The sequence below is a fragment of the Rhodopseudomonas sp. BR0C11 genome (assembly GCF_010820945.1).
In the GTDB taxonomy this organism is placed as follows: Bacteria; Pseudomonadota; Alphaproteobacteria; order Rhizobiales; family Xanthobacteraceae; genus Rhodopseudomonas; species Rhodopseudomonas palustris_H.
Window position 1 is genome coordinate 1 of sequence record NZ_QTKI01000502.1, and the last position, 3,111, is coordinate 3,111.

Genomic DNA, 3,111 nt, shown 5'->3' on the forward strand with positions numbered 1-3,111 from the left:
CCCGCCCCGGCCGGCACCGGGAGAACCAAACGTTTGGCGCCGGGCAAGGTGTCGGGGCCGCGCCCCGCAACCCGGTCGTTCTCCCACGTCCAATTCGCGGCTGCGGGATCGGCCGGATCGAGCTGATCCTCCGGCGGATAGCCGGCCTTGACGGCAATGCGGCCCTGCTCGGGGAGCAGCAGCACCACCCGCACCTTCAGCATCAGCGCGATCTGATACGCGGTCGCCCACAGCACGTCGTCGAGCGCAGCGGTGCCGGCGAGCTTACGGCTGAAAGCGTACAGCGACTCCGTTGTTCGCACGCGTTGCGAGGCTGCGGTAGCCTGAGCGCGGACACGGCCGGCGAGATTCGACACCAGGATCGCGATCAGCATGAAGAAGAAGAACGCGACGATATTGGTCGGGTCTGTGATGGTGAAGGTGTACACCGGCGGCAGGAAGAAGAAGTTGTAGCACAGCGATGCCGCGAGGCTCGCCAGCAGTGACGGGCCGAGTCCGTAGCGGACTGACACACCGACCACCGCGGTGAGAAACACCAGGTCGACGTTCTCGATGCTGAAGAACGGTTCGATCAGCTTGGCAACGCCGAGGCCAATACCAACCATCCCGAGCGCCATCGGATACGGCCACGGGTTGAACGGCTCGCTGCCTTCCGCCGGCCGCAGCGACCGGCTTCGGTTTTCCTCGGCCGAGACCGCCGTCCCGGTCATGACGTGGATCGAGATGTTGCCGGAGCCGCGCACCAGCTCGTGTACGGTGGATCCGCGCAGAGCTTCGTACCAGAACGAGCGCGGCGCCTTGCCGACGCCGATCTGGGTGTTGTTGTTGGCGCGCGCGAAGGCCAGGATGTCGTGCGCCAGGCTGCGATCGCCGCCGGGGATCGCCAGCGCCTCGCCGCCGAGCGCCTCGGCCAGACGCAACGTATCGGCCAGCCGGTCGCGCTGCTGCTCGGTCAGCGACAGACTGCGCCGCGTCTCGATATTGATCGCCGTCCACGGCGCGCGCAGCCGGTCGGCGAGCCGCTTGGTATAGCGAACCAGCCCTTGCGAGCGCTCATCGTCGCTGACACACACCAGCACGCGTTCGCCCGCTGCCCACGGCCCGGCGATCGCATTGGCCTGCATGTGCGACAGCAGCTGCTCGTCGACCCGCTCGGCGGTACGCCGCAGCGCCAGTTCGCGTAGCGCGGTCAGGTTGCCCGGCGAGAAATAGTGCTCCAGCGCGCGCTCGGCCTGCTTGGGCACATAGACCTTGCCCTCTTTGAGGCGCTGGATCAGGTCGTCCGGCGTCAGGTCGACCAGTTCGATCGCATCGGCGCGCTCGAAGGCCGAGTCCGGGACGGTCTCGCGCACCCGGACCGTGGTGATCTGCGCCACCACATCGTTCAGGCTCTCGATGTGCTGAATGTTGACGGCGGTGTAGACGTCGATGCCGTTCGCCAGCAGCTCCAATACGTCGAGATAGCGCTTGGGATGGCGGCTGCCCGGAGCATTGCTGTGCGCCAGCTCGTCGACGATGGCGAGCTGCGGGCGGCGCGCCAGCACCGCATCGAGATCCATCTCTTCGAGGGTCTGGCCCTTATAGGCGATGCGCCGGCGCTGGACAGTCTCCAGGCCGGCGAGCAAGGCCTCGGTCTCGGCGCGGCCGTGGGTCTCAGCATACCCGATCACCACGTCGACACCGGCCTTGGCGCGGGCGTGCGCGCTCTGCAGCATCGCGAAGGTCTTGCCGACGCCCGGAGCCGCGCCGAGGAAGACCTTGAGCCGGCCCGTGCCCGGCTCCTGCCGCCTTGCCTGTTCAAGCAAGGCGTCCGGAGATGGTCGCGAAGGCGGCTCAGCGCGCGGATCAGGCATGGACAAAATATATCCGACCGCAGCGGACTCGCCTAGCAGCGCACGTCAGCGCGGCACCGCGTCGAGCGCCAGATTGAGCTTCAACACGTTGACGCGCGGCTCGCCGAGCACGCCGCCGAGCGGCGGCTGCACAGAGGCTGTGACCAGTTTGCGGATTTGCTCCTCCGGGACGCCACGCGCCTTGGCGACACGCGGCACTTGAAATAACGCGCCTTCCGGCGAGACATCCGGGTCGAGTCCGCTGCCGCTGGTGGTGACGAGATCGACCGGGATCGCGGCGGCTGGGTTCTCAGCCTTCAGCTTGGCCACGTCTTCGCTCAAACGATCCGCCAGAGCCTTGCTGGTCGGACCGAGATTGGAGCCGCCGGAGTTCGCGGCATTGTACGGCGCCGGGATCGTCTTGCTGGCATCGGCCGGATCGGGTGCCGTGGTGGCCGAAGGACGGCCGTGGAAATAGCGGTCCTCCTTAAACTCCTGCCCGATCAACGCCGAGCCGACGATCTGGCCGCCGCGTTCAACCAGACTGCCCTGAGCCTGATACGGAAACAGCACGGCGGCAATGCCGGTGACAGCGAGCGGATAGGCCAAGCCGGTAATCATGGTGAGCGCCAGCAGCGACACGACAGCGGGGCGAACTTCTTTCAACATGACGACTTCTCCTCACACCAGATGCAGGGCCGAAACAGCCAGATCGATCGCCTTGATGCCGACGAAGGGCACCAGGATTCCGCCGAGGCCGTAGATCAGAAGATTGCGCCGCAGCAGCGCCGCTGCGCCGACCGGGCGATACGAGACGCCCTTTAGCGCCAGCGGGATCAGCGCAATGATGATCAGCGCGTTGAAGATGATCGCCGACAGGATCGCGCTCTGCGGACTGGCAAGGTGCATGACGTTCAGCACGCCGAGCTGCGGATAGAACGCCAGGAACATCGCCGGGATGATGGCAAAGTACTTGGCGACGTCGTTGGCGATCGAGAACGTGGTCAGCGCCCCTCGGGTCATCAGCAGCTGCTTGCCGATCTCGACCACTTCGATCAGCTTGGTCGGGTTGGAGTCGAGATCGACCATGTTGCCGGCTTCGCGCGCCGCCTGGGTGCCGGAATTCATCGCTACACCGACATCGGCCTGCGCCAGTGCCGGCGCGTCGTTGGTGCCGTCGCCGCACATCGCCACCAGCTGGCCCTGGGCTTGCTCGTCGCGGATCAGCCTGAGCTTGTCCTCCGGCGTCGCCTGAGCGAGGAAGTCATCGACACCAGCT

Annotated in this window: 3 protein-coding genes; all 3 read right to left on the bottom strand. The window is 66.3% G+C overall.

Annotation, left to right across the window (positions count from 1 at the left end; genetic code table 11):
- A partial coding sequence (locus DYI24_RS24135; protein ID WP_164574123.1) for a DUF4118 domain-containing protein occupies nt 1–1,853 on the bottom strand: 1,853 nt, incomplete at its 3' end.
- Nucleotides 1,854–1,898: 45 nt separating this feature from the next.
- Nucleotides 1,899–2,501: a K(+)-transporting ATPase subunit C gene (locus tag DYI24_RS24140; RefSeq protein ID WP_164574124.1), complete on the bottom strand. Its 603-nt coding sequence runs from the start codon at nt 2,499–2,501 to the stop codon at nt 1,899–1,901.
- Nucleotides 2,502–2,513: 12 nt separating this feature from the next.
- Nucleotides 2,514–3,111: HAD-IC family P-type ATPase (locus DYI24_RS24145; RefSeq protein ID WP_164574125.1), on the bottom strand; the 598-nt coding region annotated here is incomplete at its 5' end.

What these genes read in the sequence shown, in the direction of transcription:
- DYI24_RS24140 (WP_164574124.1), bottom strand. Translation starts at nt 2,501, where the DNA reads ATGTTGAAAGAAGTTCGCCCCGCTGTCGTGTCGCTGCTGGCGCTCACC.